The organism is Methanocorpusculum petauri, from assembly GCF_026891975.1.
Taxonomy (GTDB): domain Archaea; phylum Halobacteriota; class Methanomicrobia; order Methanomicrobiales; family Methanocorpusculaceae; genus Methanocorpusculum; species Methanocorpusculum petauri.
In genome coordinates this window covers 24,716-48,108 of record NZ_JAPTGB010000018.1, presented here as the reverse complement: position 1 = coordinate 48,108, position 23,393 = coordinate 24,716, and the positions used below count along the sequence as shown (strand labels likewise).

At 53.9% G+C, this 23,393-nt stretch carries 23 protein-coding genes; 15 read left to right on the top strand and 8 right to left on the bottom strand.

The features are described 5' to 3' along the window. Nucleotides 1-3,197, bottom strand: a 3,197-nt coding sequence (locus tag O0S10_RS08465) for an InlB B-repeat-containing protein (RefSeq protein ID WP_268925442.1), incomplete at its 3' end; no start/stop codon positions are given. A 267-nt stretch (nucleotides 3,198-3,464) separates the two neighbouring features. On the opposite strand from O0S10_RS08465, the gene O0S10_RS08460 reads away from it, so the two are divergent. Next, nucleotides 3,465-3,731 (top strand): hypothetical protein, encoded by a 267-nt coding sequence (locus O0S10_RS08460; protein ID WP_268925441.1) that lies wholly within the window; start codon nucleotides 3,465-3,467, stop codon nucleotides 3,729-3,731. Nucleotides 3,732-3,760: 29 nt separating this feature from the next. On the opposite strand, the gene O0S10_RS08455 is transcribed toward O0S10_RS08460, so the two are convergent. After that, a complete protein-coding gene (locus O0S10_RS08455) occupies nucleotides 3,761-5,254 on the bottom strand; it encodes a DUF5906 domain-containing protein (RefSeq protein WP_268925440.1) in 1,494 nt (497 codons plus the stop codon). A gap of 154 nt (nucleotides 5,255-5,408) precedes the next feature. Between O0S10_RS08455 and O0S10_RS08450 the strand changes: the two genes are divergently transcribed. From O0S10_RS08450 to sepS, 3 genes are read left to right on the top strand one after another with little or no spacing between them, the layout of a single operon-like run. Then, nucleotides 5,409-6,047 carry a zinc ribbon domain-containing protein gene (locus tag O0S10_RS08450; protein WP_268925439.1) on the top strand — a complete coding sequence of 213 codons (639 nt, stop codon included), beginning with the start codon at nucleotides 5,409-5,411 and terminating at the stop codon, nucleotides 6,045-6,047. Nucleotides 6,048-6,049: 2 nt separating this feature from the next. Then, entirely contained in the window at nucleotides 6,050-6,982 is a 933-nt protein-coding gene (twy1, locus tag O0S10_RS08445; protein ID WP_268925438.1) for a 4-demethylwyosine synthase TYW1, read from the top strand. Next, a complete protein-coding gene (gene sepS, locus O0S10_RS08440; RefSeq protein ID WP_268925437.1) occupies nucleotides 6,979-8,559 on the top strand; it encodes an O-phosphoserine--tRNA ligase in 1,581 nt (526 codons plus the stop codon). Before twy1 ends, sepS begins: the two co-directional genes overlap by 4 nt. 64 nt (nucleotides 8,560-8,623) lie before the next feature. Here sepS and O0S10_RS08435 read toward each other — a convergent pair whose 3' ends face one another. Genes O0S10_RS08435 through O0S10_RS08425 form a run of 3 tightly spaced genes read right to left on the bottom strand, consistent with a single transcriptional unit; the run spans nucleotide 8,624 to nucleotide 12,077 of the window. Then, a complete protein-coding gene (locus tag O0S10_RS08435; RefSeq protein WP_268925436.1) occupies nucleotides 8,624-8,917 on the bottom strand; it encodes a Z-ring associated ZapG family protein in 294 nt (97 codons plus the stop codon). 51 nt (nucleotides 8,918-8,968) lie between these two features. After that, nucleotides 8,969-11,146, bottom strand: coding sequence for a DEAD/DEAH box helicase (locus O0S10_RS08430; RefSeq protein WP_268925435.1), 2,178 nt, complete (start codon nucleotides 11,144-11,146; stop codon nucleotides 8,969-8,971). Beyond that, nucleotides 11,136-12,077, bottom strand: coding sequence for a ribonuclease H-like domain-containing protein (locus O0S10_RS08425; protein WP_268925434.1), 942 nt, complete (start codon nucleotides 12,075-12,077; stop codon nucleotides 11,136-11,138). Before O0S10_RS08425 ends, O0S10_RS08430 begins: the two co-directional genes overlap by 11 nt. Before the next feature lie 32 nt (nucleotides 12,078-12,109). On the opposite strand from O0S10_RS08425, the gene O0S10_RS08420 reads away from it, so the two are divergent. Further along, on the top strand, nucleotides 12,110-12,880 hold the full coding sequence (locus O0S10_RS08420) for a TIGR01458 family HAD-type hydrolase (protein WP_268925433.1): 771 nt from the start codon (nucleotides 12,110-12,112) through the stop codon (nucleotides 12,878-12,880). Here the strand turns inward: O0S10_RS08420 and O0S10_RS08415 are convergent. Further along, nucleotides 12,870-13,025 (bottom strand): hypothetical protein, encoded by a 156-nt coding sequence (locus O0S10_RS08415; RefSeq protein WP_268925432.1) that lies wholly within the window; start codon nucleotides 13,023-13,025, stop codon nucleotides 12,870-12,872. The genes O0S10_RS08420 and O0S10_RS08415 overlap by 11 nt on opposite strands. A gap of 128 nt (nucleotides 13,026-13,153) precedes the next feature. Here O0S10_RS08415 and O0S10_RS08410 point away from each other — a divergent pair, with 128 nt between their 5' ends. The 4 genes from O0S10_RS08410 to O0S10_RS08395 are packed head-to-tail and all read left to right on the top strand — an operon-like array spanning nucleotide 13,154 to nucleotide 16,135. Then, nucleotides 13,154-13,882 carry an ABC transporter ATP-binding protein gene (locus O0S10_RS08410; RefSeq protein WP_268925431.1) on the top strand — a complete coding sequence of 243 codons (729 nt, stop codon included), beginning with the start codon at nucleotides 13,154-13,156 and terminating at the stop codon, nucleotides 13,880-13,882. Then, nucleotides 13,870-14,979 (top strand): SufB/SufD family protein, encoded by a 1,110-nt coding sequence (locus O0S10_RS08405; RefSeq protein ID WP_268925430.1) that lies wholly within the window; start codon nucleotides 13,870-13,872, stop codon nucleotides 14,977-14,979. Before O0S10_RS08410 ends, O0S10_RS08405 begins: the two co-directional genes overlap by 13 nt. Beyond that, the gene (locus tag O0S10_RS08400; RefSeq protein WP_268925429.1) at nucleotides 14,979-15,548 is read left to right on the top strand and encodes a cyclase family protein; all 570 of its coding nucleotides are present in this window, start codon (nucleotides 14,979-14,981) and stop codon (nucleotides 15,546-15,548) included. The genes O0S10_RS08405 and O0S10_RS08400 overlap by 1 nt, the downstream gene beginning before the upstream one ends. Then, complete coding sequence (locus tag O0S10_RS08395; protein WP_268925428.1) at nucleotides 15,545-16,135, top strand: hypothetical protein; 591 nt, start codon at nucleotides 15,545-15,547, stop codon at nucleotides 16,133-16,135. The genes O0S10_RS08400 and O0S10_RS08395 overlap by 4 nt, the downstream gene beginning before the upstream one ends. Nucleotide 16,136: 1 nt before the next feature. On the opposite strand, the gene O0S10_RS08390 is transcribed toward O0S10_RS08395, so the two are convergent. Further along, the gene (locus O0S10_RS08390) at nucleotides 16,137-17,264 is read right to left on the bottom strand and encodes a glycosyltransferase (RefSeq protein ID WP_268925427.1); all 1,128 of its coding nucleotides are present in this window, start codon (nucleotides 17,262-17,264) and stop codon (nucleotides 16,137-16,139) included. Between the two features lie 112 nt (nucleotides 17,265-17,376). Between O0S10_RS08390 and O0S10_RS08385 the strand changes: the two genes are divergently transcribed. After that, nucleotides 17,377-19,974: an oligosaccharyl transferase, archaeosortase A system-associated gene (locus O0S10_RS08385; protein ID WP_268925426.1), complete on the top strand. Its 2,598-nt coding sequence runs from the start codon at nucleotides 17,377-17,379 to the stop codon at nucleotides 19,972-19,974. A 93-nt stretch (nucleotides 19,975-20,067) separates the two neighbouring features. Further along, nucleotides 20,068-20,349: a DUF2098 domain-containing protein gene (locus O0S10_RS08380; protein ID WP_268925425.1), complete on the top strand. Its 282-nt coding sequence runs from the start codon at nucleotides 20,068-20,070 to the stop codon at nucleotides 20,347-20,349. Nucleotides 20,350-20,372: 23 nt separating this feature from the next. Here O0S10_RS08380 and nikR read toward each other — a convergent pair whose 3' ends face one another. Beyond that, on the bottom strand, nucleotides 20,373-20,792 hold the full coding sequence (gene nikR, locus O0S10_RS08375) for a nickel-responsive transcriptional regulator NikR (RefSeq protein WP_268925424.1): 420 nt from the start codon (nucleotides 20,790-20,792) through the stop codon (nucleotides 20,373-20,375). Between the two features lie 174 nt (nucleotides 20,793-20,966). Between nikR and O0S10_RS08370 the strand changes: the two genes are divergently transcribed. The 4 genes from O0S10_RS08370 to spt4 are packed head-to-tail and all read left to right on the top strand — an operon-like array spanning nucleotide 20,967 to nucleotide 23,386. Further along, the gene (locus O0S10_RS08370) at nucleotides 20,967-22,202 is read left to right on the top strand and encodes a translation initiation factor IF-2 subunit gamma (protein ID WP_268925443.1); all 1,236 of its coding nucleotides are present in this window, start codon (nucleotides 20,967-20,969) and stop codon (nucleotides 22,200-22,202) included. Further along, nucleotides 22,166-22,579 (top strand): type II toxin-antitoxin system VapC family toxin, encoded by a 414-nt coding sequence (locus O0S10_RS08365; RefSeq protein ID WP_268925423.1) that lies wholly within the window; start codon nucleotides 22,166-22,168, stop codon nucleotides 22,577-22,579. The genes O0S10_RS08370 and O0S10_RS08365 overlap by 37 nt, the downstream gene beginning before the upstream one ends. 19 nt (nucleotides 22,580-22,598) lie before the next feature. Then, nucleotides 22,599-23,171, top strand: coding sequence for a DNA-directed RNA polymerase (locus tag O0S10_RS08360; protein ID WP_268925422.1), 573 nt, complete (start codon nucleotides 22,599-22,601; stop codon nucleotides 23,169-23,171). Beyond that, on the top strand, nucleotides 23,171-23,386 hold the full coding sequence (gene spt4 / locus O0S10_RS08355; protein ID WP_268925421.1) for a transcription elongation factor subunit Spt4: 216 nt from the start codon (nucleotides 23,171-23,173) through the stop codon (nucleotides 23,384-23,386). Before O0S10_RS08360 ends, spt4 begins: the two co-directional genes overlap by 1 nt. Nucleotides 23,387-23,393 lie beyond the last annotated feature (7 nt).

Genomic DNA, 23,393 nt, shown 5'->3' with positions numbered 1-23,393 from the left:
GACGTCCATTTTGCATACAGGGTCATGTCGCCCGGGATGCTGTCGCTGAAGCTCCAGGCTTGGGTGCATGCTGCGTCTTTGTACCAGCCGCCGAAGGTGTAGCCGTCTTTGACGGGGTTGGCGGGCTGGCTGATTTTGTCGCCGTAGGAGAGGCCGGTGGCGGGGCTGACATAGCTGCCGCCGGAGGTGTCGAAGAGGACACGGAAGGCGTTGTTCGTGTTGCCGGAACTACTGTATCCTGAGGATTTTGCGGTCCCAGTGAACGGCGCATAGCCGGAGAACTCCGTTGCGGTAACTTTTATGATCCAGTAGTCTCCATCTTTCACCACAGAGTCAGGGTTCAGGATGCCTTTGATATCTCCATTGGCGGTAAAGTGGGCGATGGAGAAGACCGGGTTGCTGCCAACCGCAGTGGCCGGGATTTTGAAGGTAATGACAATGCCTTTGTCCTTGATGGCATCATTGAATTTGCCAAGGTCGGAAGAGAGCGCTTCAAACATCGTCAGAATCTGAACATTGTTGTAGTCTGCGGAAAGTGAGGTCTTGACGATATCCACTTTCACTGATTTGATGATGGAGGGAAGCTGTGCTGTGATCTCTGCGGGGTTGTCTCCGTCAAGGGCAATCTCCAGAGAAACAGCGTGGCCCCCGTCAAGATCAACATCCTCGTACGTTGCGGTAATGCTGTTTACGGTACCGGAAACTGTCTCTCCTGTCTTTTGTGCATCATTTCCATAGATGACTTCCAGTTTGACACCACTGGTCTCGTCTTTCATGGTCACGGTCTTGGAAGCCTCGTTGTAGTCGAGTGTATCTCCGGGTGCGGCGCTGATGGTGGTCTTGCCGTCTTCCTTAGTCTCGACCTTTTCAGAAATTGTCGGTTCTACGACTTTGGTGACGAAGTGGTAGCCGCTCTCGTCTGCCTGCTTCGTCATGGAGTAGCCGGATGGATAGTGGACGGCAGAAGAATCAATCTCTTTCAGTATCTCATCACCTTTGTAGCTGCCGCCGTTGAGATTGAAAGTACCGACGATGCTGGTGTCCGTGTCACCCGTGTAGCGGGCGTTTTCAATTGCCGCAGTCTTTCCTTCAAGTTTTGCACTCCCTTCAATGGTTACCGTAACGGAAGCAGTCTTTCCACTGATAACGTCACCGCTACGGACGAGATTACGAAGTGCAGCGCCGTTGGTACTCTTGATGACGGCATCCCCACTGATTTTCAAAACAATGTTCGTCTCATATGCACTTGAAGATTCCAAAACGATTGCAGAACCATCGCAAAGCGGATGACCTGTGACAGCAGTCGGTGCTGCAACATTGTTTCCAGTGGAGGCAATTGTTCCGCCGGTAATGGTGATAGTTCCTGTACGGATGTCAATGCCGCCGGTAGTACCGGTTACAGTTCCATCGGTGATGGTCAGTTTTCCTCCATATGCAGGCATATAGATTGCAGTCTGACCGGCTGTTAATGTACCGCCGGTAATGGTAATTTCAGGAGACGCATACGTTCCACCGGTAGAACTTGTTTTATCTCCGTTTCCACCGATGACATATCCAGCCGGGCTTGCAAACGTACCTGATGCAAGGTTCAGGACACCTTCTTTCGCCACAAAGAAGATATATGGCTTGTTACTCAGGTCAGAAATGGAAGTTGATGCATCATTTACGGTTATTGTACCGCTGGAAGCTGAATCTTTGACGGTAAGTGTTACTCCCTCATTGATTTTGATGAAACTGCTTCCAAAATTAGTGTCAGTCTTTGGAGTGGGTTGGGCAGTGATTGTTTTTCCGTTTAAGTCAAGTGTGAGAGTACCTGCTTTTGTCAGATCGATTCTGCTGGTTTTGTTATACTCTCCATAGGTGATACCCTCACCCAGTTTCACGGTGTAGCCGCTGCCGCCAAGCTCAAGGGCATTCTTCAATCCCTCACGAGAATTGACGATGAAGGTTCCGCCGGTGAGAGATACCTCCTTATTTTCTGGAGTGTCATCAAGAACGATGACCTCTTTATTTGCCGCACTGGTGAAAGTACCCCCGGTAATTTTCAAAGACGTTAAGCCGGATGACTTCCCTTCTCCACCAGTAAGCCCATCATAAAAAGCAATTCCTTGTGTGCTCGTGAATGTACCACCTGTAATCTCTATTGTAACCGTTCGTTCGTAGGTATTGGTGACACTAATTGCAGCACCGGTCTGTTCTGATCCACTGGAATGGGCCGTGGCCGGACGATAGTATGCACCATTTGCAGTAAACGTACCGCCATTGATAATCCACTTACCATCTTTGATGCCTAATGCCTCATCTCCGGAGAACGTACCGCCATTGATAATCCATTCTGCATGCCCTGCCGCATAAATTGCCGGACCGTCAGCATCACCGGTATCTGTATTACCTCCATGGAATCCCTGAAGAACAGCTCCATCATGGATAGTGATTTTCGGAATATTCCCAGTGGTCTCTTTAATATTACCATTAACGGTAATTCCAACACCGCCATAATGACCACCCATATTTGCAGCAGTTTCATTTCCTTTTAGGGTGCCATACACATCCAACACCACACCATAGGAGGACGATGATCCTGCCTGTGAAATCTGAACTGCATAAGAGTATCCTTCTACAACAGCATTTTTCCCAATAGTAACTTTGGAATAATCTGAAGCTGTGTTGCTCTCGCTTCCCTGGATAACAATGGTATATCCATAGTTATCTTCTGAAAGGGCTGAAGCATGGTATCCTGAATAGAAACCCCCCTGAAGGTCCAGAGTACCTTTTGTTACATGAATAGCAGTCCAGTTACTCAGTAATTTACCCGTTGAACCGGAATCTTTGAGAGTGAGTGAGCCACCAGTTACGCTCAGAATTTTTTGAATGTTACCATCCGTGTCCTTTTCTGAGGCAAAAGTGGTGTTTCCCAACGTATGACCATTTAAATCCAAAGTGAGGGTCACATCGTCAGAAACAATCAGGGTATTCACCGGAACAGTGAGGATATCTGCCGTTAATTTGATCTCATTACCATTCTGAAATGCTGATTGCAACCCCTGAAAATCGTTAACAGTAGTGGTCTCCGCACTGACAGCTCCCGCCATCAGCGTACACACCAGCAGCAGAGCCGCGAGCAGCACCACACCGCGCCGCAGCAGCTTCGCTGCATCATCTTTGGGACAGAACGTCCCGTACTTACGTAAACTCATGAAACTCCTCCTCAGGACAAAACAGATACGCAGCGGAAAACCACAACGTGGGGAGCCCGTCACATCCTAAGCAGATAGGATAGCATGCGGGGCAGTGTTCTTCAGGGTGCTTTTGTGGAGATATCGGGGGTTTTACCGGAGATTGACCGGACTGGTTGGGAATTTCGCTATGCGGTTGTATTCTCCGTTTAATGTAGCTGCACTGATATTTTTGTGTTTTTGACATTTTGGCGATTGTTTTTCATGGTTAAGATACTTTTATAATGGATGCTGTATTATATCCTATCTGCTCAGGATTCAACCTCCTGTTACCTGTCGGTCGGTAACAAAAAAAATCTCATAAAAACCATCCAAAACGAAAATAACCGAATATCCAAAGAAATCATAAAATTTGTTACCGCTGTTACCGCAAAAACAGTACTCTGTACAAAAACAAAACAAAAACTCACAGCACAGTACCAAACCATCGGTAACAAAAATAAAAAAATTCCAAAAACACTTTTGAATCCAAAACAAACCAAAGAAAAAGGATGAATTTGTTACCGCACCCATCGGTAACAACATTACGAATCCTCCCCAAGACGCCAGTCCATCAGAACATTCGTCTCCAGTTTTCTCCCGACCCGCATCCGCTTCCGCACCTCAACCCCCCGCATCCGCAGCCCCGCATACAACTCCGCCGCACTCACATTCCGGCGCAGCCCCCTCCCCCCGCGCGCCTCATGCACCTCCTGCTCATCCCCGAACTCCCACGCATACCACCGCGCAAACACCTCCCGCCCCGGCGTCCGCGCTCCCTCCTCCCGCACCAGACACACCCGCACAAACTCCCCCAGCGAATCCTGCCCCGCAAGAACCTCCCGCGAATCCCCCCTAATCCGCGCACAAAGCGAACCCCAGAACGCCGACTTACTCTCCGCCCGCACATACTCAAGCGCCCCCGCAACCATCTTCGAAAGCAGCCAGCGGTTCCCCTCCGGCGTCGCCAGCCGCTCCAGCAGCTCCTCATCCTGCGCATCCGGCGCAACATCCAGATCAAACGGAATACACACCTCCCGCCGCATCATCCCCTTCCCCCCCGAAGAAAACACCGGCAGCGAATTCGTCACAAACACCAGCGTCCCGCACATCACATACTCCCGCTCCCCCGCATAAATCGCATTCAGCATCACCGCCGCATCCCCCGTCACCCGCTTCAGCAGATCATCATTCAGCACACCCCCGCCCGCCTCCGACACCACCAGAAGCCTCCGGTGCGCATTCCCCGCAAGCGTCGTCTCCCGCTCCGCCCGATTCCCGCAGAACAGTTCGCGGGGCGCAACCCGCCCCGCGAGCTGCCCGACAGCCCGCATCACCCACTCAATAAGCACCCCCTTCCCGTTCCCTCCCGAACCATGCAGCACAAAAAACTTCTGCGACGGATTCCCCCGCAGCAGACAATACCCCAGAACCCGGAACACATCCCGCACCCACTCCGGATCATCACACGAAATCTCCCGGAAAAACCGCTCCCCCTCCGGAAAACTCTCCGGCGCATCCGCAAACCGCGTAGCCGCCCGCACCCGCACAAACAGACTCGGCCCATACGGAATCAGGGACACCCCGCCATCCGGCCCCGGCTCAACCACACAATCCAGCGCGGGAATCCCCGCAACCAGATCAAACGGACTCTCCTCCACCACCCGGTAATCCGTAAGGCGGGAAACAAGATCCTTCTTCAGGGAAACAACCGGCCCGCGGTACAGCATCGCATCCAGCACCCGCTGAATCTCCGCCTCAACATAATGATCGTTCTGTTTATAGAGCCCGGTCTTGCGATCATAAACCCACAGGACACCCGAAACCGTAACCGGCTTAAACAGCTCCACAAGATACGCAGAAAAAGCAGGAATCTTAACCTTCGGAAGACCGGCCTCATCATAATACAGGATCTCCGCACGAAGCATCTCCAGCCGCAGGCGGTTATCCGGCAGAGCAAAAGGATTCTCTTCGAGAACACAGATCTCGGTAGTAGTAGTTTCGGCGGAGAAGGAACCCGCATAGGACGCGAGATCCATATCAGAATATTCGGAGTTGACATTCATAGGTATTCTTGTAATACATTTGTATTTCATGAATAATAAATGTATCTCGGAAGAACGATTTCACCACAGTGGTATTACGAACGTATTTGAAAACCATTAAGTGTATTCAACAACATACATAATACCAATGACCGACCAGCCTGACGGCGGCAAGCCCGAAAAAAAACTCATCTCCCTCCGACTCCCCCTCCCCCTCCTCACCGCAATCGACGACTTCGCCTGGAGACACCGCACCGACCGCTCCGACATCATCGAAAAATCCTGCCGGCACTACATCACCTCCATCCCCTGCCCTCAGTGCCAGACCCTCAACCCCCCGACCGGCAAACACTGCGCACTCTGCGGCGCAGAACTCACCCGTCCCGACCACTGGATCGAAACACTCCGGTACACCACTGACGAACTCATGTTCCGCCAGAGAAAACTCTGTACCACCGAAACCAGCCTCGAAACCAGCCTCTTCTCCCTCGAAGACTGCGAAGACGAAATCAAACCCGAACAAAAACCCTTCCTCACCCTCCAGATAAACGAAACCCGTCTCCTCCTAAAAGAAATCCAGAACACCATCCTCCTCAGCGACCGATCCGAAACCACCACCGACATCCGCGCCGCAGAAACCCTCCTCCAGACCCCCGACCTCTCCCAAATCCCCGAAATGATCAGCCGCATCTCCCACCGCCTCGCCGAAATCGAACAACTCGAAGACACCGCCGCCCACCTCATCGAATACAACCAGAAATTCCTCGACACCCTCGACACCCTCTGACCATGCCCCGCACCACCTCACCCCCCAAAACCCCCGCAGACTCCCTCCACCGCCAGGGCTACAACTTCATCGCCCCCGGCTCCTCCGCCGCAGTCAAACCCTGCATGTGGTGCAAACGCGCACTGCGGGGCGGCGACCAGTGCTACAAACACCAGTTCTACGGCATCGAAAGCTGGCGCTGCGTCCAGATGACCCCCACCCTCCGCTGCAACCAGCGCTGCCTCTTCTGCTGGCGCAGCATGGAACACGAAATCACCCGGGAAACCGAACTCACCCCCGAACAGATCATCGCCGCAATCCCCCGCATGCAGCGAAAAGGACTCTCCGGCGACAAACCCTGGACAGACCCCGCCCGTTGGAAAACCGCCACCAGCAACCCCAACCAGTACGCCATCTCTCTCTCCGGAGAACCCACCCTCTACTCCCGGCTCCCCGAACTCATCGACCTCCTCCGCCAAGCCGGAAACAGCGTCTTCGTCGTCTCCAACGGCACCATCCCCCCCATGATCCAAAAAATCCGCCCCACCCAGCTCTACCTCTCCTTAGACGCCGCCGACCTCACCGGCTACACCAGGCTCTGCCGCCCCGCAGGCGACCCCGCCGCCATGTGGAAAAACATCCGGACCTCCCTCTCCCTCCTCCCCAAAAAAGAAGAAGAAGGCACCCGCACCGCAGTACGGACAACCCTCGTCAAAGGATACAACGACCGCACCGCCGCAGACCTCGCCGGTCTCATCCGCGAAGCATCCCCCCGCTTCATCGAGATCAAAGGATACATGTATCTTGGATACAGTCGAATGAGATTACCAGAAACTGCAGTGCCGGACATGGACGAAATCCGAACCTTCGCCCGTACCATCGCAGAACACGCAGACTACCAGATACGCGACGAAAACGCACCCAGCCGGGTCGTATGCCTTGAGAGAAAACCATGAAATTCGACATAGAAGAGTTCAGACAGCGCAGAAAAACCGACTTCGAAGGAGCCTGGCACGCAGGACCCTCCGTCATCACCCCGCCCGCCGCCGCAGGCATCTACCCGCGCTACACGTACCGCCGGGCAAAAGTCCACCCGATCTTCGACACCATCGCACGCCTCCGGGAAGCCTACCTCTCCATGGGCTTTGACGAAGCAATGGTACCCGTCTTCATCGACGAACAGGACGTTTACCGTCAGTTCGGCCCCGAAGCCGCCGCAGTTCTCGACCGCGTCTATTACGTCGGCGGACTCCCGCGCCCGAACGTCGGCATCTCCCGGGAACGTCTCGACGCAATCGCCGCCATCACCGGTAGCCCCGTTGACGAGGCAACCGGCGAAAAACTCATGAAGTGCCTGCACGGCTACAAAAAAGGTAAATTCGACGGCGACGACCTCACGCACGAAATGTCCGTCGCTCTTGGCGTGGACGACGGAGTCGTCGTCCACATCCTCGACACCGTCTTCCCCGAATTCCGGGAACTCGCACCCGAATCCTCCCGCACCACCCTGCGTTCCCACATGACCAGCGGCTGGTTCCTCTCCCTTGCCCAGATGTGGGACAAACGCCCGCTGCCCATCCGCATGTTCTCCGTTGACCGCTGCTTCCGCCGCGAACAGGAAGAGGACGCAACACATCTGCGCACCTACCACTCCGCCTCCTGTATCGTCGCAGGCGAAGACGTCACCGTCGATGAAGGAAAAGCCGTCGCAGAAGGCCTGCTCTCCGCATTCGGATTCACCGAATTCCGGTTCCAGCCCGACGAAAAACGTTCCAAATACTACATGCCCGAAACCCAGACCGAAGTATACGGAAAACATCCGGTGCACGGCTGGGTTGAAGTCGCCACCTTCGGCATCTACTCGCCCGCCGCACTCGCCGAATACGGCGTCGGTGTCCCCGTAATGAACCTCGGCATGGGTGTGGAGCGGCTCGCCATGGTCTTAACCCAGGCCGAAGACGTGCGCAAACTCTCCTTCGCCCAGCTCTACCCGCCGGTTTACTCGGACACAGAACTTGCAAAAGCCGTCGGCCTGCGTGAAGAACCGCAGACCCTCGAAGGCCGCCGGGCGGTCGCGGCAATCGTTGCAACCGCTGCCCCGCACGCAAACGAACCCTCCCCCTGCGAGTTCCCCGCATGGACGGGAGAACTGTTCGGGAAGACTGTGACAATCTCGGTTGCAGAACCCGAAGAAAACTCCCGCCTGCTCGGACCCGCAGCCCTGAACGAAGTATTCGTCCGGAACGGTGCAATCCTCGGTGTCCCGGACACCGAAAAATTTGCCGAAGTCCGGGCTGAAGGCGTCCCGACCGGCATCTCGTTCCTGTATGCCGCGGCAAACCTCGCCGTGGCACGCATCGAAGAAGCCGCACGTCTCGGCGAGGGCACATCCGTGCAGGTGAAAATGTCAAAACACCCAAGCGATGTGAACCTGAAGATAGAAGAGTATGCAATGCGGTATGTCACCGACAACAAAAAGAAACTCGACCTCCGCGGCCCGGTATTTTTGACGGTAACGTCAAAGATTCAGTAATTTTTTCTTTTTGCCTGGAAAGCCACAGAGAAATTTTGCAAAAAAGATTTTTTTTCAGAAAGCATTATTCCTTTACAGTAATCTCAATGCCGCCGAAGAGTCTGGAGGAATGGTTGAATGCCCAGGCACAGATTGCACCAACGATCAGACCGACGATGAGGCCAACGACTGCGTAGATGACAATCAGCATGATGGTCTCCAGAAGACCTATGCCGAGACCCTGAATAATTCCGATTCTGAAGGAAAGTCCGACCATTGCAGAGATTCCCTCAAGGAATCCTCCAATGGCACCAAGGACCGCAAAAATACCTCCAAAAACAAATGCGGCGGAAGACACGCCAACTTTCTCAATTTTCATGGTTATACCGTAGTTACCGTTCTCATTTTACGTATATATACTCATGGGTTTTCAGGTTTCCAGCTCTTTTACCAGGCAGGAAAGCAGAGTAAGCGTACCGGTTTTGCTTAGGGGCTGATTGTTGTTTCCGCATTTGGGCGAGTGAATACAGGCAGGACAACCGGACTCACAGGAACAGCGGGATACCATCTCCTGTGCAAGCCGGACAATCTCCGGAAACACTCCGGCTGCCTTTTCGGCAAGACCGACACCGCCCGGCATGCCGTCATAGATGAAGATGGCCGCGTCCCCGACGTCCGGATGGAACGGGGTGGAAACGCCGCCGATATCGGAACGATCACAGAGTACATGTACCGGCATGGCAGCAATCAGGGCATGTTCCGCCCCGTGCAAAGACCCGGCAACATCAGCAGGCGGGATTTCTCCGCAGCAGTCCGGGACAATCCAGCAGGCTTTGGTGGTAAACGAGAGCGGCGGAACGTCAAGGGGGTGGGTGGAAACGATCTGGTCGTACTCAAGAACCGAGTAGCCGATCATCTGTGAGCAGACGGAAACCGAACCATAATGAACGAGGAGGTCCCCGTGCCGGCAGGTTTTTTCCCGGGAAAGAATGCGGACGTCGGTGGTGTAGAGCGGGCGGGTATGATAGTTGTCCGTGATCTTTCTGACCCGGACAACGAGATTTTTCCGGTCAATCTCCTCCACACGATAGCGGTCTCCCTGATGGAAGAGGACGGCGCCCGGATACGCTTCGCGAAACATCTGGGATTCGTCCATTGTTTCCAGAACACGGCTGCCGTACATGACCGTGCAGGTTCCCGACATTCTGCCGGAGAGTGAAACCTGCTGGGCAGGAGACTCGGTGCCGCAGTACACATACCCTTTGGGAGTACTTGCAAGGAGATGTTCTTCCTTCAGATCATGGATGAGCTCGGCAGCAGACGTACCGAAGTACTCGGCGTCCCGTTCGGTCCGGTAGGGAAGTTCGGCTGCGGCACAGAGGAGATGCGACCGCAAAACGTAGGGATTTTCGAGATCGAGGATCGGGTGTTCGTAGGGCGCGTTAAAGAAGGCGTCGGGGCACCGCATAAAATACTGATCCAGCGGGTTAAGATTCGCAACAAACGTGATGAGCGCGTCCTTCCCGCTGCGTCCCGCACGTCCCGCCTGCTGACGAACGGACATCATCGTCCCCGGAAATCCGCTGATGATCACCGAATCAAGACTGCCGACATCGATACCGAGTTCCAGCGCATTGGTACTGATGACACCTGCAAGATCACCCTCCTTGAGATTTTTTTCGATGTGACGCCGCTCGTTCGGACGATAGCCGCCGCGATAGGAGGAGATGCGGCCTGCCGGCATCTCCTCCCGGCAGCGGAGTGCGGTGATCTCTGCCATGTTGCGGGATTTGGTGAAGCAGAGCGTCTGCATGCCGCTCTGCACCTGATCGCGGATGAGATCAGCGGTAGCGGAAAGGCTGCTTTTACCCGAACTCCACGGGTTGTACAGCCGGAACGTCTGCTGTGCCCGGGGGGATCCGTCATCCGATATTTCGGTTGCCGCAACACCGGTAAGGGTTCCGGCAAACGACGAGGCATCACCTATGGTGGCGGAGGAGAGAATAAACTGCGGACGGGCGTCGTAATAATTGCAGATGCGCCGCAGCCGCCGCAACAGGAGCGCAATGTGCGAACCGAAGATTCCCCGGTACCGGTGAGCCTCGTCAACGATGACGAAAGAGAGGTTTGTCCAGAAATCCCCCCACTGCATCCTCCATGCGAGAATCTGGTGCAGTTCATACATGTTGGTGAGGATAATACGGGAACTGCCGCGAATTTTTGACCGGGAATCGCGGGGAGTGTCGCCGTCGTAGATTGCCGGACGGGTTTTTGCGCCGAGTTCCTTGTCAAGTTTTTGCAGGACGGCAAGCTGATCGCGGGTCAGGGCTTTGGTCGGGTAGATGAACAGTGCGGTAGCGTCGCGGTTCTGCATCAGTTTTTCCAGAACCGGCAGGGCGTATGCAAGGGTTTTACCCGACGCCGTGGGGGTGGTGAGAATGATATTTTCCTTGCGCATTACCGCATCATAGGAGTCGGCCTGATGGGTGTAGAGCCGAATCTTTCGGCTGTGCAGATACTCACGAACCGCCGGTGACGGCAGAATTGCCGGTTCTTTATACACCGCGTGACGGGCAGGGAACACCCGCGTATGCATCTCAGGTTCCATACATCATCTCCGTTTGTCTGGCAAGCAGCAGGGCAAGGCTCGTTACATCGCTGCGGTTGTGATCGACGATCTGTTTCAGGGGGGCGACATCGCCGGTACGCAGATACTTCTGATAATAAACCGGCACAAGATAACCGGGAAGATCCTCTTTGCGTCCGCAGCCAAGGACATACTCCTCCACGGTCCCGAGACAGCAGTCGGGCAGGTCTTCGCGGAACAGACGTCGCGCGGGATGCAGCAGATCGAAGTGCAGTGCGGGACGGCATTCCCGCTCGCCGTAGTAGGCGAGGCGGCTGTTGGTAAACGGCAGGTCAAACGACCTGCCGTTGTAGGTGACCAGGGCCGGATGTGCCCGCATCATTTCTGCGACGAGTTCAAGGGCTGCAATCTCTTCGCCGATATCCCGAAGCAGATACTGGGTAACCCGGAGTGTTCCGCCCTCACAGACACCGCAGCCGAAGAGAATGATCGGCGAATGCACCATGCCGAGCGTCTCGATATCAAAGAACAGCAGATCCTCCCGCGGCACTGCCGCCCCGAATCCGATCAGAAGCGGATCGGCACCGCGTCCTCTTTCCCGGAACAACCGGATAACCTCCCGCGGCGTACCGTTCTGAATTGTCTCTGCGATCTCCTGTGCCTCGGACCTCCAGTTGGTGCGCCGGAGATCGGTGAGTGTCTGAATCCCGCGCCTGCGGCACATCCGTTCCCGCTCGGTTCCAATACCATGCACGAGCGTGAGCTCATGCATCAGACGTTCGCGCAGCTGTTTTTCGGAAACAAAAAACTCCGGCAGGGAATGTACAGACTCAATTGCCAGACAGCATCCGTCCGCAGTCGCTGCTTCAAACCCTTCCGGGAATACACTGTTTTCCACGACGGATGTCCTGAGGGAAAGTGCCTGAACAAATCCCTGTTCTACCTGCATCATTTTCTCTACCTCTCTCCAATACTGATACTCATATGACGGTTTCGGGGTTTTTGATCGATCTTGATGGTGTTGTCTATATTAACGGAGAACCAATACCGGGCGCAATTTCGGCGTTACAGGAACTCCGCCGGCGCGGAGTTCCGTTCCGGTTCGTCTCCAACAACACGCACCGAAGCAGGGAAACTATCCGGGCACGGCTTGCACGGTTCGGGGTGGACGTTCCGGTCGAATGGATCTTCACCCCGCTCACCGCCGCAATCGCGTATCTCCGCAACGCAGGTGCCGCATCCTGCTGGCTGCTCGGCAGTCCCGACGCCGCAGAAGAACTGAAACGGGCGGGAATCAATCCCGCCGATCCCGCCGCATCCCATGTGCTGGTCGGCGACCTGAGCGATGTACTGGAGTATGACATGTTTGTTACCGGATTCCGGGTTCTGAAGAACAACCATGCCGAACTTCTCGCGCTTGAACATGACCGCTACTTCAAAGGAAGTGACGGACTCCTGCTCTCCGCAGGAGCGTTTGTTGCAGCGCTGGAGTTTGCCGCAGACGTATCCGCAACGCTTCTCGGAAAACCTTCCGTGGCATTCTTCCAGGCTGCCCTTTCTTCTCTCGGTCTTCCCCCGGAAGAGGTTGTCATGATCGGCGACGACCCGCGTTCGGACATCGGCGGTGCCGCCTCTTTATCCATACGGGGCATCCTTGTTCTCACCGGCAAGTTCGACGGCGTTCTTCCCCCGGATGCGGCAGCACCCTGGAAAATACTCCCGGGACTTTCCGACATTCTTTCACTTACGCAATAAGGTAGCTTGGGTCCTTCAGGGACGAAACCATATTTCCGGGCGTTCCCGCAGCATACCAGCAGAGCTTGGAAAGCTGGTTTTTCCGCTGAATCACGGTGTACTTGCTCGCACGTTCTGCCATTGATGTTAATGCAATGCTTGTCATGATCAAACATCAGACTGAGGGAATATAAATCCCGGACCGCGCGTACTGAAAGTGCCCTTCCCATAGGAAAAGGTAATCAAACACGTATCTTTACAACCCTCCGCAACAAATTACATAGCAGATTTTCCATGCTTGAGATCAGCAATCTTCATGTGGAAGTTGGCGGACGCGAGGTGCTTCACGGCGTTAATCTGAAAATTAACGACGGCGAGACTCACGTACTTCTCGGACCGAACGGTTCGGGAAAAACCACCCTTCTGCGTACCATCATGGGATTTGGCAGTTCCCAGGTCACCAGCGGCAAAATACTTTTTAACGGCGTTGATGTCACCGAAAAACCGGTACATGAACGGGCACAACTTGGGATGGGCATCATGTTCCAGCGTCCGCCCACCATCTCCGGCCTGAAGCTCGGCAAGTTCCTCACGGCAACCACCAAAATCGGGGAAGAAAACATTCCGGCCCTTGCGAAACGCATGCATATGACAAAATTCCTCGACCGCGACGTCAATGCAGGATTCTCCGGCGGTGAGATCAAACGCAGTGAAATTCTCCAGCTCATGGTGCAGAACCCCTCCTTCGTCATGCTGGACGAGCCGGAAAGCGGTGTCGATGTCGAAAACATGGCACTCCTCGGAAACGCTGCGGCAAGCCTTCTGGAAAAGGATCAGCACATGATCAACCGTACCAAATCCGGCCTCATCATTACCCATACCGGCTACATCCTTGACTACATCGAAGCAGATGTCGGTCACGTCCTCATTGACGGGATGATGCGGTGCAGCGGAAACCCGCGCGAGATTCTCCGGAGTGTGAAGACATCCGGCTATAAGGAGTGTATTGCATGTCAGAAATGAACGGATTTGATTCCATCAGTACCGAGGACAAAGAGCGGCTGGCCTTAACCGGTATTCAGACCGATTCTCTGGAAGGCCGGGCAGGGAGTTTCCTTCTTGTCAACGACCATGTTCTGCACGCAGGCTCCAACGCCGAAGGCGTTGAGGTCATGATGATCGAGAAAGCCCTGGAAAAGTATGCATGGCTTTCCTCATACTTCTGGAACGTTGTCCCCAAAGACAAAGACGAATATACGCAGTACGTCGCAGACCATCCCCAGCGGGGATATGTCATCATCGCCCGCAAAGGTGCAAAGACCACCTTCCCCTTACAGAGCTGCATGTTCCTTGCAGGCGATACCATCCAGACCGTCCACAATATTGTGATCGCCGAAGAAGGAGCGGAGATTCATCTGATTGCCGGATGTGCGAGTTCCATGAAGACAAAAGAGGGAGCGCACTACGGCATCAATGAGATTTACGTCGGAAAGGATGCGAAGGTAACTTCGACCATGATTCACACGTGGGGAGAAGAGATCGAAGTGTTCCCGCGGACTGCCTCCATTGTTGAGGAAGGCGGAACGTTCATCTCAAACTATGTCTGCATGAAACCGACCAAGATGGTGCAGATGTATCCTACCGCGCACCTTCGCGGGAAGGGAGCGGTTGCCCGTTTCTCCAGTGTGATTGTGGCAGGACCGGGTTCGCACATTGATGCCGGGTCGCGTGCGATTCTGGAAGCACCGGAGACGAGCGCCGAGTTAATTACCCGTGCGATTACAAACGGCGGTACGATCATTTCCCGCGGGGCGATCACCGGTGAGGCGCCGCAGACGAAGGGACACATTGAGTGTCGCGGTCTGATTCTCAGGGACGGCATCATGCATGCGATTCCGGAGATCGATGGACGTGTGGTGGATGTAGAACTTTCTCATGAGGCAGCGGTCGGGAAGATTGCCCGCGATGAGATTGAGTATCTGATGGCGCGCGGTCTTTCGGAGGAGGAGGCTACCGCGACGATCATCCGCGGATTCCTTGATGTGCGCATTGAGGGTCTGCCGGATGCACTGCAGAAGCAGATCGATGATGCGATTGATTCTGCGGATCACGGATTCTGATGAAAATTTATGATGTGACCCGGACGCTTGCGTCCGGGATGTCTGTGTATCCGGGCGATCCGGAGTTTGTACGGACTCCCCTGCGATCAGGGGAGTCCTCTATTTCCGCGCTGGCGCTCGGGACGCATACGGGAACGCACATTGATGCTCCGGCTCACTATTTTTCCGGGGAGGCAGGGGTAGGGGTGGATGAGCTGCCGCTTGAAAAACTGTTCACAACCGCTGAACTGCTTTCCTTTGGAGGGCTGGTTTCGGAGACGACGCCTGCGGTTCTGTTTCGTTCGGGATACCGCGAGGGGGATGCCACGTATCCGCAGCTTTCGGAAGAGGAGGCATCAGTACTTGTACGGGCCGGGGTGGAGGTTGTTGGGTGTGATACGCCGTCAATCGGAAACGATGCGGTGCACCGCATTCTGCTTGCGGCGGGAGTGATGGTGATTGAGCTGCTGGATTTTACGGGTGTGGCTGACGGTGTGTACCGGATGATTGCGCTGCCGCTGAAGATTGCGGGAGCTGATGCAGCTCCGGCACGGGTTGTTTTGATCGAGGAGGAGGACGAAACAGTATGATTTTGCATGATGCGATTGTGCGCCTGCGCGAGGTCTCGGCAGGCGCGGGATGCGAGGACGGGGATCTGCGCTATGCGCCCCTCCCGTCACATCACGTCTGCCGCTACTGCCGCGGCAGGTGTCTGGGTGTTGAGTACGGGGGACGGATTGCGGAGATCAGTTCTCCTGATCCGTTTTCAGCAAAGATGCTGCTGGAACATCTGTTTGATGCTCCGCTGAAGTCGGAGAAGACGCGTGCCGCAGCAGCGGGTGCGCTGAGTGTGGCGGCGGGTTTTCTGATGCTGACCCGCACGCTTGCGCCGTGTCCTACGGTGAACTTTGATGACTGTCTGGAGGAGCTTGCTGTTCGTTGTGCGGATCGGCTGGTCTATGTGATCGGGGATGACATTCCCGGGCTTCGTCAGGCGCTGTTTGTGGAGGAGGCTGAGCTGGTGGTTGTAACCGGTGATGCGCTTCTGACAGAGGAGGGCCTTGCGGAGATTGCGGAGGCACGGGATTTGGAGAAGGAGGTTCTGCTTCTCGGTCCGGAGTGGGCGGGAGTCGCAGCGCTGCTGGGGATAGAGCACTGGTGTCCGTACGGGACGTAAATTATTTTTCGACCCTGTCCCACATCTGAATATTTTTCCGTTTTGCCAGACCGATTATCAGATATATCTGGTTCAGAACGAAACTGCTCAGAAGATTATCCGGTTTGGCAATGGAGAAGATCAAACCAACAACCCCGATCAGAATTAGTATCGTCCCGTACACAAGCGACCAGAGGAAACAGCCTGCCAGCAGCAGAACTGCGGAAACCACGAACAGAACCGGAGAGTACAGCAGCATCCACCGGCGTCTCGGGAATATGTGTTTCCAGAAGACTGCACGCTTTTCATGGCATGCAGAGCCAAACAGACGGGTGCTGTTCACCAGCCCGTCAGCACGGCGGACCTTCTGCCGGTACTGGGCGCGAAATGATACCGGTTGTAATTCGTACGCGACTGCATCCGCAGCATATATGGCACGATACCCGTTGGCAATGCAGGTCAGCGCAAGGTTTGCGTCATCAGCACCGATCGTTTCCTCAATATGCGGTACTGCTGATTTTTTGAAAGCGATCAGCGGGCCGTTAAAGTTGTAGGTGGCGTCAAGCTGGCTGTCATACTCACACATTTTTCCGTAGACGGAGCGGTATGCACCTTCAGAGCCGGTTACATTCTGCGATGAACCAACCGGAATCAGATCCGCACAGACAGCACCGATCTCCGGATCCTGTAAGCGTGAGATCAGTTTTGCAAGTGCATCAGGTTCTGTGGTAATGTCTGCGTCCGTGAAAACAATGATTTCATCAGTAATCATGGAAATGACCATATTCTGGCATTTAATTTTCCCAATCCTTTCTTTTGGTTCAATTACTGCTGACTTCATCAGACTATCTTTGAGAGCCTTTTTTGCGGCATCACCTGTTGCCGGGTCTGCACCGTCATTAACCACATACAGTGTAATTTTATCCGAAGGATACGCGGCATGGAAAATATCCTCAATGCGTGTTCTGACGAGATCTCCCTCCTGATATGCATTCACCACAATACTGACTGAGGGATATGTCGCGAGCTTTGGCGAGGCAGTAAAAGAAATTCCGTGAATTTTTCGGAGATATAAGAAATACGGATACGCAGCAACACATCCGATTCCAATTCCACATACTATCAGAAGGGTTGCTGCGGCAGATATCATACTATTAATATTGTTATTGCCGGTTAGAAGAAATGATTGTTCCGCTCTCCCCAATTACTTTATCTGATGAAGAACCCAGATTATAGATAGATAATTTCCTCTGTGATAGCTTATGGATCTGAGTTTTTGGAACGATCGTCGATATCGTTACGGAATCCTTGGAGGACTCGTACTCATCTTCACAGTACTTGCCTTCTGGATACGCATACTGCCGTTTCCGGACCTTGCCGGAACCGGCGATATGATCGCAGGACCTGATGCCTGGTACAACCTGCGGCTGATAGAAGTAGCGCTTGCAAACAATTTTGGATACATTTTCTTTGAGCCAATGACTTTGTATCCAACAGGACAGGATATCGTCTGGGGGCCGCTGTTTACCTGGATTGCAGCAGCAGTTGCGGCAATTGCAGGCGCCGCAACACGTCTTGAAGTGATTGACGCTGCCGGATGGGTGCCTGCCCTGATGGGTGCCGCAATGGTTCCGGTTATGTACTGGCTTGGCACCAGAATCGGCAACTGGAAGACAGGACTTATCTCCGCTCTGTTTATTGCCGTAATCGGCGGGCAGTATCTGTCAAGATCCCTGTATGGGCATCTGGACCACCACATCGCAGAAACACTGTTTTCGACGTTGTTCTGTCTTCTCTATGTAGTGGCTCTGTATGCACTTAATGATCACAAAATCGATTTCAAAGAGTATGCAACCCTGAAAATTCCGGTAATATACGGAGTAATCTGTGGTATTGCCTATCTGCTCGGTCTCCTGACCATGTCGACCATGGTTGTGTTCGGGCTGTTCGTTGCAATCTTCACGCTGATTCAGTTTATCATTAACCACCGTTCTGGAAAACCTACAGAGTATCTGCTTGTTCTGAACGTGATTACATTTGCGGTGGTCGCAATCGGTATGCTGATCTATGGGATTCAGAATCTCAGCTTCAGTTTCGTATCATACTCACTTGGAGTACTCTGTGCCCATCTTGGGCTGATTTTTGGAACTATCGTCCTCTATGTCATATCAAAGATAGCCGCAAAGAAACAGCTTCAGTGGTATTACTACCCTGTCGCCCTTGTTGTTTTGGTCCTCATTGTTGTCGGAGTTGTTGCCGCAGTCCTCCCTTCTCTGTTTACATCTGCAATGGGATCTCTGACCCAGTTCTTCGCTCAGGCAGCAGCCCAGTCCACTATCGCTGAGATGGCATCCTGGTCCATGGAAGGAGCGTTCAACTCCTTCGGCTGGGGCATCCTCTTAGCTGCGGGCGGATTCATCTACCTCCTCTACCGTGTGTGGAAGCACGAAGAACCGGGAGCACTCTTTGTCCTCATCTGGTCTGCGCTGATGATCTTTGCCACCATGCAGCACGTCCGCTGGGAGTACTATGTTGCAGCAAACATCGCCCTTCTTGCCGCAGTGTTTGTCGGGTGGGCGATCACCTTTGCTGAAAAGGATCTCCTGCAGATTGCGGGAAGCAGAAAATCAGAAGTGTCTGAAGACAAAACGGCAAAGAAAGGGAAAAAAGCTGCCGCAAAGGCCGCTGCCGGCCATGACTGGATAAAGGTTGGAACCTGCGCCATCGTGGCAGTTATCGCAATCGCATTTGTTGCAACCTCTGCAGTAACCGCAGTTCAGACCGGTGAAAGCTACGGCAAGTACGGCGGAACCGAAAAAGACTGGATATCCGAATGTACTTGGATGCTCTCCGGAACTCCGGAAACCGGCGTTGACTACCTCAAGATCTACAACGGCGAAGACTTCGAGTATCCGTCAGAGTCTTACGGTGTTATGTCGTGGTGGGACTACGGCCATTATATCACCACCATTGCCGAGCGCATCCCGAACAGCAATCCGTTCCAGTCGGGAGTCGCAGGCCCGTACGGTGCTGCAGCGGTGCTCACCAGTACGAATGAATCTGCCGTAATGGAAAAACTGGATTACCTTGGCACCCGCTATGTGATGACCGACTATCAGATGGCCGGCGGCAAGTTTGGCGCAATGGCAATCTGGAACGACTCGGTTGCCCAGCTCACCCCGTACTACTACACCTTCCTGCAGCCGAACAACAGCGGTCAGCTCTCCGGGGTACAGGCGCAGACACCTGAATATTACAACACCCTTACCGTCCGGCTTCAGTACTATGACGGTTCCATGACCAGTCCCGGAGACATCGCAGTTGTGGAAACCGACTCCTCGGCCAACTACAGCTACCCGGTCATCACCGCAGTGAAAGCCTACGCAACCGAAGCTGAAGCTCAGGCAGCCGCCGCCCAGTTCAATGCGGCAGGCCCTGCAACCAAGCATGCATATGTGATTGCAAACCCGTCAAGCACGGCTACTGCATACCTGCCAAGTACAACCGTTCCGGCACTGCAGCACTTCCGCTTAGTCCACGAGTCCCCGAACTATGTCATGGCCAACGGCCAGTACACGAACCAGCCGGTTGCAGGCGGAACCGCCTGGGTCAAGAGCTTTGAGTACGTACCGGGAGCCGTGATCAAAGGAGACGGCATCATTGAGGTGAACGTTACCACCAACAACGGCAGAACCTTCACCTACCGTCAGGCAAGCGTGGACGGACAGTTCACCGTCCCGTACTCCACCTCCGGCAGCTCGTATGATGTGAAGACCACAGGACCCTACACCATCGTTGGAACCGGCGAAACCTTCGAGGTCTCCGAGGAGGCCGTAATGCGGGGTCTTACCATCAACTGAACCGGATCCTGAAAAAATCAGATCCCCTTTTTTTCAAACTGCAATGGAATGCAATCCACATCTTTATACTCCACCACCATCCAACATAGTAGCATGAGCACTCCTGCAATCGGGCAGACAGTGCGGTACGGCAGAACGGGGACCGTCGGGAAGATCGTGAATCTTGTGGAGGAAAACGGATTCACCTTTGCAGAGCTTGACAGTACCGGTCTGTACTATCGTATCGACCAGCTCACTGCAATCAGTGAGATTGCCCGCAAAGAAACCAGGCACAGTGACTTCAGAAAAGATCTCGAGGAGGAACAGAAGAGATTCCGTGAGATGAACGAGTCTGCCTGGCAGAATACCGATCAGAGTTGTGAAGGCGGAGGATAACCTCCTCCTTTTTTGAAAAAAATTTAGTTTACCGGAATTGTCGTCAGCTTGACCGATTCAACACCTTTCAGCGCCATCAGTTTTTCCGCAACATCTTTTAGTTTCGCCCCGTCACCACGGACAAGAATCACCTCAAGACACCGTTCATCATTCACGTGTGCATGCAGGGTGGACTGAATGGTCTCACGATTCTCATGCTGAATCTCGGTAATCGTCTGCATCAGACCGCGGTGGTCATGATCATACACCATCGTAATCACTCCCTGCCGCTCGCCTTTGACATCGGACATCCATTCATAATACGTAATGTAGCTGCGGATCGCGTCACGGATTCCCTCCGAACGGGAAGAGTAACCGCGAAGTCCGATGATGCCATCAAATTTATCCAGCAGATTCTGCGGAAGGGATATTCCTATCCGTGAAAGGTCCGAGTCTCCTACCATAATATATTATCATATCGGGCTTTTCCTATTTTATTCTTCTTACGTAATCTTATGCAGTCCCTGAATTCGTCATACGAAGTCTGCAAGGATGCAAAGAAGGAACTGGTACGGCTTATCACACAATTATATCTGTTCGAAGGTCGATTATATAAGGTTGAGGAGGTTTTGGTTTCTTTGCATGATCCTACAATACCAAACGTAAATATCGGCGTGGTAGGCCACGTTGACCACGGGAAGACCACCCTGGTCAGCCAGCTTACCGGCTCATGGACCGACCGCCACAGTGAAGAACTGAAGCGCGGCATCTCCATCCGCCTCGGCTATGCCGACGCGACGTTTTACAAGTGCCCCAAATGTGAGGGTGCAGATTCCTGGTCAAATACTGATACATGCCCGATCTGCGGCGAAAAACTCGAACCGGTACGGTCTGTCTCCTTTGTGGACGCCCCCGGTCACGAGACCCTAATGGCAACCATGCTTTCAGGTTCGGCAATCATGGACGGTGCAATGCTGGTCATTGCCGCAAACGAACCATGTCCGCAGCCGCAGACCAAAGAGCACTTAATGGCTCTTGAGCTGACCGGTATCAAAAACATCGTCATCGTTCAGAATAAGATTGACGTGGTGCCCCAGAAGCAGGCAGTTGAAAACTACAAACAGATCAAAGCGTTCGTAAAAGGAACGGTTGCAGAGAATGCACCGATCATCCCGGTTTCCGCGCAGAAGAAGATTAACTTCGGTGTTTTGATCGATGCGCTGAACACTACAATTCCTGACATGGAACGTGATGCTGATGTTCCGCCGATTATGCTGATTGCCCGATCCTTTGATGTCAACCGGCCGGGAAGTTCCTGGCGTGACATCAAGGGCGGTGTTATCGGCGGATCTCTGATTCGTGGTGTATTCCATGAGGGCGATGATATTGAAATCCGCCCGGGACGACAGTACATGTCCGAGAACAAGGCGAAGTGGGAGCCGATTACGACCAAAATTACCTCCATGAACAAGGCGTCCCACAAAGTTCCGGTCGCAACCCCGGGCGGCCTGTCTGCTATCGGTACGAAGCTTGACCCGGCGATTACAAAAAGCGATACGCTTGTCGGTCAGGTGGCCGGCGCGATCGGGTCTCTTCCGCCGGTCTGGGACAAACTGAAGTTTGACATGACCTTAATGGATCGTGTGGTAGGGTCCGCATCTGAGCAGAACATCGATCCGCTGCGGCTGAAAGAGCCGCTGATGCTGTCCGTCGGCACAGCGGTCACGGTCGGCATTGTCATGGCGGCGAAGAAAAATCAGGCAGAGGTTATTCTCAAGCGTCCGGTTTGCGCGGAGCTTGGATCCCGGATTGCAATCAGCCGGCAGGTCGGTGGCAGATGGCGTCTGATCGGCATGGGTGTCCTGACCGAGTAACGGTTATTCTGGATACGAACGCTCTGATGATGCCCGTGCAGTTCAGCGTGGATTTGTTTGAGGGTCTGCGCGAACTGCTCGGAGGATACGATGTACTCGTACCTGCCGAGGTGGTGTACGAGCTGCGCGGTCTTGCACAGGGACGCGGGAACAATGCAGCAGCAGCACGGTTTGGTCTGACGGTTGCGGCCCGCTGCACGGTTCTTCCTCCGTACGAGGATGAAGCCCCGGTGGATGACAAGGTTATCCGATCCGCAGAGATGTTTAATGCTGTTGTAGTGACCAATGATAAAAAGCTAAAAGACCGCCTGCTCAGCCTGCGTATTCCGGTTGTTGTACTCCGGTCACGGTCTAGGCTTGAGATGATTGGAAAATAATTCGACGAGGAGCAAGGATATGTATTATAAACTGAAATTAAACGATAAGGTCAGAGTCCCGCCGGAGCGTATGGGGGAGGATCTGAACACCGTCATTCTGGATGTGCTGCAGGAGCAGTTTGAGGGAAGCGTTGACAAGGAGATGGGTATCTTCATTGCAGTCACGGGCGTTGACCGTGTCGGCGACGGTGAAATCATCTACAGCGATGGCGGCGTGTATTATGATGTGGATTTTGAAGCAGTTTCACTCCGTCTGTCCCTTCAGGAGGTCATTGAAGGCATTGTGGTGGAGACGACGAGCTTCGGCGCGTTCATCTCGCTCGGGCCTATTGATGCAATGCTGCACATGAGCCAGATCACCGATGAGTACATCGATTACGATGAGAAAAACTCCCGCCTTGTCTGCAAAGACACCGGCAGAACGATCGCAGTCGGCGATACGGTGCGCGCCCGTGTGGTAGCTCTGTCGCTGAACGAGCGTGAGCCCCGTGAGTCGAAGATCGGGCTGACCATGCGCCAGCCGGGTCTTGGAACTCTTGCCTGGCTTGAGGATGAGTGTAACCGCGAGAAGGCGGAGAAGGAGCGGAAGTAATGGCGCCGAAACGGACCCAGAAGAAACTGCTGCAGGCATGCCGTACCTGCCACAAGGTGCTGGAAGCCGACAAGACGATCTGTCCGGAGTGTCAGGGCAATGCCCTGACAACGGAGTGGTTCGGATATCTGGTCATCATTGACTCCCGCCATTCGGATGTTGCAAAGAAGATGAACATCGAATACAACGGCCGCTACGCTCTTAAGGTTCGATAATGCTTGT

Coding starts and splice junctions, on each gene's coding strand:
- O0S10_RS08460 (WP_268925441.1), top strand. CDS start 3,465: ATGCTGTATTATATCCTATCTGCTCAGGATTCAACCTCCTGTTACCTG.
- O0S10_RS08455 (WP_268925440.1), bottom strand. CDS start 5,254: ATGGATCTCGCGTCCTATGCGGGTTCCTTCTCCGCCGAAACTACTACT.
- O0S10_RS08450 (WP_268925439.1), top strand. CDS start 5,409: ATGACCGACCAGCCTGACGGCGGCAAGCCCGAAAAAAAACTCATCTCC.
- twy1 (WP_268925438.1), top strand. CDS start 6,050: ATGCCCCGCACCACCTCACCCCCCAAAACCCCCGCAGACTCCCTCCAC.
- sepS (WP_268925437.1), top strand. CDS start 6,979: ATGAAATTCGACATAGAAGAGTTCAGACAGCGCAGAAAAACCGACTTC.
- O0S10_RS08435 (WP_268925436.1), bottom strand. CDS start 8,917: ATGAAAATTGAGAAAGTTGGCGTGTCTTCCGCCGCATTTGTTTTTGGA.
- O0S10_RS08430 (WP_268925435.1), bottom strand. CDS start 11,146: ATGGAACCTGAGATGCATACGCGGGTGTTCCCTGCCCGTCACGCGGTG.
- O0S10_RS08425 (WP_268925434.1), bottom strand. CDS start 12,077: ATGATGCAGGTAGAACAGGGATTTGTTCAGGCACTTTCCCTCAGGACA.
- O0S10_RS08420 (WP_268925433.1), top strand. CDS start 12,110: ATGACGGTTTCGGGGTTTTTGATCGATCTTGATGGTGTTGTCTATATT.
- O0S10_RS08415 (WP_268925432.1), bottom strand. CDS start 13,025: ATGACAAGCATTGCATTAACATCAATGGCAGAACGTGCGAGCAAGTAC.
- O0S10_RS08410 (WP_268925431.1), top strand. CDS start 13,154: ATGCTTGAGATCAGCAATCTTCATGTGGAAGTTGGCGGACGCGAGGTG.
- O0S10_RS08405 (WP_268925430.1), top strand. CDS start 13,870: ATGTCAGAAATGAACGGATTTGATTCCATCAGTACCGAGGACAAAGAG.
- O0S10_RS08400 (WP_268925429.1), top strand. CDS start 14,979: ATGAAAATTTATGATGTGACCCGGACGCTTGCGTCCGGGATGTCTGTG.
- O0S10_RS08395 (WP_268925428.1), top strand. CDS start 15,545: ATGATTTTGCATGATGCGATTGTGCGCCTGCGCGAGGTCTCGGCAGGC.
- O0S10_RS08390 (WP_268925427.1), bottom strand. CDS start 17,264: ATGATATCTGCCGCAGCAACCCTTCTGATAGTATGTGGAATTGGAATC.
- O0S10_RS08385 (WP_268925426.1), top strand. CDS start 17,377: ATGGATCTGAGTTTTTGGAACGATCGTCGATATCGTTACGGAATCCTT.
- O0S10_RS08380 (WP_268925425.1), top strand. CDS start 20,068: ATGAGCACTCCTGCAATCGGGCAGACAGTGCGGTACGGCAGAACGGGG.
- nikR (WP_268925424.1), bottom strand. CDS start 20,792: ATGGTAGGAGACTCGGACCTTTCACGGATAGGAATATCCCTTCCGCAG.
- O0S10_RS08365 (WP_268925423.1), top strand. CDS start 22,166: ATGGCGTCTGATCGGCATGGGTGTCCTGACCGAGTAACGGTTATTCTG.
- O0S10_RS08360 (WP_268925422.1), top strand. CDS start 22,599: ATGTATTATAAACTGAAATTAAACGATAAGGTCAGAGTCCCGCCGGAG.
- spt4 (WP_268925421.1), top strand. CDS start 23,171: ATGGCGCCGAAACGGACCCAGAAGAAACTGCTGCAGGCATGCCGTACC.